7 protein-coding genes and 1 pseudogene are annotated in these 5,408 nt (G+C 63.5%); all 8 read left to right on the forward strand.

The genetic code is table 11. The features are described 5' to 3' along the window. The coding region (locus EOA38_RS26865) for an SPOR domain-containing protein (protein ID WP_145966076.1) at positions 1-295 on the forward strand (295 nt) is incomplete at its 5' end. A 133-nt stretch (positions 296-428) separates the two neighbouring features. Next, positions 429-1,448 carry a beta-N-acetylhexosaminidase gene (nagZ, locus tag EOA38_RS26870; protein WP_127300658.1) on the forward strand — a complete coding sequence of 340 codons (1,020 nt, stop codon included), beginning with the start codon at positions 429-431 and terminating at the stop codon, positions 1,446-1,448. A gap of 63 nt (positions 1,449-1,511) precedes the next feature. Further along, the gene (locus EOA38_RS26875) at positions 1,512-2,312 is read left to right on the forward strand and encodes a ScpA family protein (RefSeq protein WP_126095872.1); all 801 of its coding nucleotides are present in this window, start codon (positions 1,512-1,514) and stop codon (positions 2,310-2,312) included. Next, entirely contained in the window at positions 2,309-3,064 is a 756-nt protein-coding gene (gene scpB / locus EOA38_RS26880; RefSeq protein ID WP_126093399.1) for an SMC-Scp complex subunit ScpB, read from the forward strand. The genes EOA38_RS26875 and scpB overlap by 4 nt, the downstream gene beginning before the upstream one ends. A 181-nt stretch (positions 3,065-3,245) precedes the next feature. Next, positions 3,246-3,464, forward strand: coding sequence for a twin-arginine translocase TatA/TatE family subunit (locus EOA38_RS26885; protein ID WP_095815328.1), 219 nt, complete (start codon positions 3,246-3,248; stop codon positions 3,462-3,464). A gap of 83 nt (positions 3,465-3,547) precedes the next feature. Continuing rightward, complete coding sequence (tatB, locus tag EOA38_RS26890) at positions 3,548-4,252, forward strand: Sec-independent protein translocase protein TatB (protein WP_126093400.1); 705 nt, start codon at positions 3,548-3,550, stop codon at positions 4,250-4,252. Then, the gene (gene tatC, locus EOA38_RS26895; protein WP_126093401.1) at positions 4,249-5,124 is read left to right on the forward strand and encodes a twin-arginine translocase subunit TatC; all 876 of its coding nucleotides are present in this window, start codon (positions 4,249-4,251) and stop codon (positions 5,122-5,124) included. The genes tatB and tatC overlap by 4 nt, the downstream gene beginning before the upstream one ends. A gap of 98 nt (positions 5,125-5,222) precedes the next feature. Next, positions 5,223-5,408: pseudogene (locus EOA38_RS26900) on the forward strand (serine--tRNA ligase); the annotation flags it as partial.

Consider the following 5,408-nt stretch of genomic DNA (forward strand, 5'->3'; position numbering starts at 1 on the left):
GGTCAAGCCCGACCAGGTCGCTTCCATCGATCCGGCGGCGGCGGCAGGCAGCGGCTCGTGGTCGATGCAGATCGCCTCGCAGCCGACGGTTGAAAGCGCCCAGTCGACCTATCAGGACCTGCAGCGCCGCTACGGCAGCGTGCTTTCCGGGCGCAAGGCTAACATCGTCAAGGCAGAGATCGCCGGCAAGGGCACGTTCTACCGCGTCCGGGTTCCGGCGCAGTCGCGCAACGACGCGATCAACCTGTGCACCAGCTATAAGGCGGCCGGCGGCACCTGCTTCGTCTCGCGCTGATCGTCCCAGATCGTTTCAACGCCGGCGCCGCCGCAAGGCCGCGCCGGCGTTTCGTTGTGGACGGTTTTCCGGTTCGGGCGTCGCGGGCCAGGGGTGATTCCCTTTGCTTGGCCAAAGCCCTAAGATTCCATTCATGACCGAATCAAAATCCATGATCCTCGGCTGTGCCGGGAAATCGCTCGCTCCTGAGGAAATCAGCTTCTATCGGGATGAACGCCCCTGGGGTTTCATCCTGTTCGCGCGCAACATCGGAGAGACCGAGCAGATCCGCGACCTGGTCGCTTCGATGCGCGACTGTGTCGGACGGCCGGACGCTCCGGTCTTCATCGACCAGGAAGGCGGCCGTGTGCAGCGGCTGCGGCCGCCGCTGGCGCCGAACTATCCGGCAGGCGGCGCGCTTGGCGCCCTTTGGCGTGACGATCGCGAAGCCGGCCGCCGCGCCGCATGGCTCCTGGCGCGCCTGCACGCCTTCGATCTCCTGCGCCATGGCGTCACCGCCGATTGCCTGCCGGTCCTAGATGTTCCGGTCAAAGGCGCGAGCGAGGTGATCGGCGCTCGTGCCTATGGCACGAAGCCCAATGCCGTGATCGAGCTTGGCCGAGCTTCGGCCGAAGGCTTGATGGCGGGCGGCGTCCTGCCCGTCATGAAGCACATTCCGGGCCACGGCCGCGCTTTTGCCGACACCCATTTCGCGCTGCCGACGGTCGATACACCGCTCGCCGCATTACGGCGACGCGATTTCGCTCCATTCAAGGCGCTCAATCACCTGCCGATGGCGATGACGGCGCATGTCGTTTACAGCGCTGTCGACCCGGACAATCCGGCGACAACCTCGGCCAAGGTTGTGAGCGAGGTGATCCGAGGCGAGATCGGCTTCGATGGGCTCCTGATGAGTGACGACACGTCGATGAAGGCACTTTCTGGGGATTTCCCGTCAAAGGCGGCCGCGATCCTTGCGGCAGGTGTCGATCTCGTTCTTCACTGCAACGGCGTTTTCGAGGAAATGTCCGGCATCGCGTCGCGCACGACGGCCCTCGCAGGCAAGTCCTTGGCGAGGGCGGAGCGGGCACTGACCTATATAAGGAGCCGCGACGTCGCCGACGAAACCGCGATACGCGAGGAATTCGCCACCTATTTCGAAGCGGTGGCCTGAACCGAAGGGATGGAAGGGCAAGTGGCGGAGACATTGGACAGCAAGGCCGCGAAGGCCGCACCGATGGACCGTCTGTGGGCCGAGAACGACGATTCACGCCTCACTGGCGATCCTTCGCTGGTGGTCGACGTCGCCGGTTTCGAGGGGCCGCTCGACCTTCTCCTGCATCTGGCGCGCAACCAGAAGGTCGATCTCGCCCGCATCTCGATCCTGGCGCTCGCCGAGCAGTATCTGGCTTTCATCGAGAAGGTGAGGGCGCTGAGGCTGGAGCTTGCGGCCGACTATCTCGTGATGGCGGCGTGGCTCGCCTTCCTCAAGTCGAAGCTGCTGATCCCGAAACAGCCAGGCGAAGAGGGCGAGAGCGGCGAGGAACTGGCGGCGGTGCTGCAATTCCGGCTGAAGCGGCTGGAGGCGATGCGCGATGCCGCGGCGCGGCTGGTCAACCGCAACCGGCTCGGCCGCGATGTCTTCGCGCGCGGCATGCCGGAAATGGTCATCATCGAGAAGCGCAACGCCTATTCGGCTTCGCTCTACGATCTTTTGACCGCCTATGCGCAACAGCGCCAGCGGCAGGCGATCAACAATGTGACGATCGCCCGGCGCGCCGTCTGGTCGCTTAAGGACGCGCGCGAAGTGCTGGCGCGGTTGATCGGGACGGTCAGCAACTGGACCGCGCTGGACAGCTTCCTGATCCAATATCTGGCGACGCCGGAAGAGAAGCGGACGGCGGTCGCCAGCTCCTTCGCCGCGACGCTCGAAATGGTGCGCGAGGGGAAACTGGAAGTGCGGCAGGATCAGGTTTTCGCACCGATCTATCTGCGCGGCCGCGCGCAAGGGGTCAAGGCAGTCGAGGTGGTATCATGAGCGAACGCGCCAACGCTTCGGTCATCCCGTTCAAGGTCGACGACGAACCGGAAGACGAGACGGCCGAACTGGGCTCTATCGAGAACCTCGCCGAGCGGCTGCAGTTGTCGGAAGCTGTCCGCATGGCCGAGGCGATTATATTCGCCAGCGCCGAGCCGGTCAGCGAAAGGCAATTGGCGGCGCGCCTGCCCGACGGCGTCAATATCACGGCGGCAATGGCCGATCTGCAGGAGATCTACGCCAAGCGCGGCGTCAATCTGGTGCGGGTCGGCGATGCCTGGGCATTCCGCACCGCCGGCGATCTTGCGTTCCTGATGAGCCGGGACTCGGTCCAGCAGCGAAAGCTCTCTCGCGCGGCGCTCGAGGTGCTGGCGATCATTGCCTATCACCAGCCGGTGACGCGCGCCGAGATCGAGGACATCAGAGGCGTCGAAACCTCCAAGGGCACGCTGGACACGCTGCTCGAAACCGAATGGGTGAGGATGCGCGGCCGGCGACGCACGCCCGGCCGTCCCGTGACCTATGGCACCACCGACGCCTTCCTCGACCATTTCGCGCTGGAGGAAATCCGTGACCTGCCCGGCATGGAAGAGCTGAAGGGCGCCGGGCTCCTGTCGACGCGCATGCCGTCCAATTTCTCGATGCCCGTCCCGCCTGCCGATCCGGATGCGCTGACCGAGGACGAGGATGCGCTGACCGATATCGACCTCGAGGAACTCGGATTGCTGACCCCGCGCGTCACGGAAGAGTGACGCAAAAAAGCCGCTCTTGGGTGCTCAAGGGCAGGACTGCGCCGATTCGTAGCAAGCCGCCGACGCCGAAAGTGCGTGACATCGGGCAGCCATTTTATCAACTTCACTGCGGTTGTGTTTGAATCCCTGAGCGAAAACGCATAGATCATCGCCGAGGGAAAACATTCAAGAGAGACAGGCAATGGGTTCATTTTCGATTTGGCACTGGATGATCGTGCTGGTCATCGTGCTTCTGGTGTTCGGCCGGGGCAAGATTCCCGAGCTGATGGGCGACATGGCCAAGGGCATCAAGAGCTTCAAGAAGGGCATGGCTGACGACGACGTCGACGACAAGCGTACCGTCGAGCACCGCGCCGACGAGACCGTTTCGCCGGGCAAGGAAAAGGTCAGCAAGAGCTGAGCCCGGTTGTTGCTTTGTACATGCCGTTAGCCCAAAACCGCTTCGCGCTTTTGGGCGGCATGCACTAGTCGGAATAGATTGCCATGTTCGAAGTCGGTTGGAGCGAGCTGCTGGTGATCGCGGTCGTCATGATCGTGGTCGTCGGGCCGAAGGATCTGCCCAACATGCTGCGCACGTTCGGCCGCACCGCGGCGAAATTGCGCGCGATGGCGGCTGACTTCCAGAAGCAGTTCAACGACGCCCTGAAGGAAGCCGAACTCGATGACGTCAAGAGTTCGGTCGACAGCCTTCGGAGCCTCAATCCGATGACCGAAATCCGCAAGCAGCTCAATCCGTTCGAACAGGCGGCAGCCGACGTGCGGGCCGGCGTCGATACGATGATGAAGCCCAAGCCGGCCGCCGATGTGGCGGCGCCCGACGCATCGCCGCAAGCCGCCGAGCCGCTCAAGAACGGCGCGACGGAGATGCCCGGCGCCAGCGGGACCGAAGCGGCCCCGGCCGCGCCGATCTTCCCGGCCATGAGCGACGCTTCAGTGACTGCGCCTGTTGCCCAGACCGCCACACCCGCGGAGCCGGCAAAAAAGGCAGCGACATCGAAGACGAAGGCTGCGGGTGGAGCGGTGAAGACGGTCAAGGCATCGGCGGCAACGTCCGCGCCGGCGGGAGCAAAGGCCGCGACGCCCGCCAAGAAGGTAGCGCCCAAGGCTAAGGCAGCGCCGGCTGCGGCGAAGAAGCCGGCCGGGAAAAAAGCCGCCGACGCCAAGAAAACGGCGGGAGCCGCCAAGTGAGCGTCTCGGACAAAGAGAAGGAAGAGATCGAGAAATCGTCGGCGCCGCTGATCGAGCACCTTATCGAACTGCGTCGCCGCCTGATCTGGTCTCTGGGTGGGTTCTTCGTCGCGTTCCTGGTCTGCTTCTTCTTTGCCAGGCGCCTGTTCAACCTTCTGGTCATCCCGTTCAAATGGGCGACGCAATGGGCGGGGCTCGACCCACACAAGGTCGAACTGATCTATACCGCGCCGCAGGAGTTCTTCTTCACCCAGGTGAAGCTCGCCATGTTCGGCGGCATGGTGATCGCCTTTCCGCTGATCGCCACGCAGATCTACAAGTTCATCGCTCCGGGTCTCTACAAGAACGAGCGCAACGCTTTCCTGCCGTTCCTGATTGCCTCGCCCATCCTGTTTCTGATGGGCGCCTCGCTGGTCTATTTCTTCTTTACCCCGATGGTGATGTGGTTCTTCCTCGCCATGCAGCAGGCCGGCACCAATGACCAGGTGCAGATTTCGCTGCTGCCGAAGGTGTCGGAATATCTCAGCCTGATCATGACGCTGATCTTCTCCTTCGGCCTGGTGTTCCAGCTCCCGGTGGTGACCAGCCTTTTGACTCGCGTCGGCCTGCTGTCGTCGCAGGCGCTGGCCGATAAGCGCAAATGGGCGATTGTCCTTTCCTTCGTCGTCGCCGCGGTGCTGACGCCGCCCGACCCGTTGAGCCAGTGCGGCCTCGCTGTCCCGACCATCATTCTCTATGAGGTCGCTATCTGGTCCTCGCGTCTGATCGAGCGCAGCCAGGAGCGCGATCGGCTGGCGCGCGAGGCGAGCGAGAGCGGAAAGACCGTAGACGAGAAGGCGCCGGACGCTTCTTCAACGCAGGCGCCAGGTTAGGCGAAAGCCGGAAAAACGCGGCAGGCGGCCCCGTCTGTCTTGCATCGATCAAGGATGCGGTTTACGCCCTCGAACCTTACTTTGAGGACGGATCAACCATGCTTGACATCAAATGGATTCGCGACAACCCGAAGGCTTTGATCGATGCGCTGGTGAAGCGCTCGTGGTCGGCCGGCGACGCGCAATCCACGGTCGACGGCCTGATCGCCAGCGATGAGGCGCGGCGCGCGCATCTCAGCGAGTTGCAGGTCAAGCAGGAGCGCCGCAACGCCGCCTCGAAGGAG

Origin of the sequence: Mesorhizobium sp. M1E.F.Ca.ET.041.01.1.1 (assembly GCF_003997355.1) — a bacterium.
Classification (GTDB): Bacteria; Pseudomonadota; Alphaproteobacteria; order Rhizobiales; family Rhizobiaceae; genus Mesorhizobium.

Bases quoted from the DNA above. Each gene is read 5' to 3' on its own strand.
- nagZ (WP_127300658.1), top strand. From the start codon at position 429: ATGACCGAATCAAAATCCATGATCCTCGGCTGTGCCGGGAAATCGCTC.
- EOA38_RS26875 (WP_126095872.1), top strand. From the start codon at position 1,512: ATGGACCGTCTGTGGGCCGAGAACGACGATTCACGCCTCACTGGCGAT.
- scpB (WP_126093399.1), top strand. From the start codon at position 2,309: ATGAGCGAACGCGCCAACGCTTCGGTCATCCCGTTCAAGGTCGACGAC.
- EOA38_RS26885 (WP_095815328.1), top strand. From the start codon at position 3,246: ATGGGTTCATTTTCGATTTGGCACTGGATGATCGTGCTGGTCATCGTG.
- tatB (WP_126093400.1), top strand. From the start codon at position 3,548: ATGTTCGAAGTCGGTTGGAGCGAGCTGCTGGTGATCGCGGTCGTCATG.